The 681-nt window shown below is 76.7% G+C and carries 1 protein-coding gene; it reads left to right on the top strand.

The genetic code is table 11. The annotated features are described in order from the left end of the window. The coding region (locus ACL02T_RS34925; RefSeq protein WP_412835096.1) for an FAD-dependent oxidoreductase at positions 1-681 on the top strand (681 nt) is incomplete at both ends.

Below are 681 nucleotides of genomic sequence, written 5' to 3'. Positions count from 1 at the left end.
CCCCTGGTCCGCGGTCTCGGTGCGGAGGTCGGCGCGCTCGCCGCGCGCCTGATCCGCGAGGGCGGCGTGGACCTGCGGACGGGCGTGGCGCTGACCGGGTTCGTCGACGCGGACGGCCCGGGCGTGGCCGTCGAGCTGGCCGACGGGTCACGGATCGAGGCCGACGTCGCGCTCGTCGGGATCGGCGGCCGTCCGGACCTCGGGTGGCTCGGCGAGACCGGGCTCGACCTGGCCGACGGGATCCCGTGCGACGCGCAGGGCCGGGTCGTCGGGCTCGACGGGGTGTGGGCGGTCGGCGACGCCGCCGCGTGGGACTACCCCGCGCAGGGCGGTCGGCACCGGCACGAGCACTGGACCTCGACGACCGACCAGGCCACGATCGTCGCCCGGGCGATCACCGGCACCGAGGCACCGCCGCCGACGGTCCCCTACTTCTGGTCGGACCAGTTCGGCCTCAAGATCCAGCTGATCGGGCGGCCCGACCTCGCCGACGCGATCCTGCCGCTGCACGGCGAGGGCCTCGCCGGCGGCACGATCAAGGGCACCGTCGTCGGGTACCTGCGGGGCGGGCGGCTGATCGCGGTGGCCGGCTTCGGCGCGGCCCGCTACATCGCGCGCTACCGCGCGTTGCTCCTGGACGAGACCGACCGGGCGCGGGCGCTGGAGTTCGCGGCGTCGCTG

Origin of the sequence: Pseudonocardia oceanicola, from assembly GCF_047200735.1 — a bacterium.
Classification (GTDB): Bacteria; Actinomycetota; Actinomycetes; order Mycobacteriales; family Pseudonocardiaceae; genus Pseudonocardia.
The sequence above is the reverse complement of the archived record's forward strand: the minus strand, read 5'-3'. Positions and strand labels throughout refer to the sequence as shown.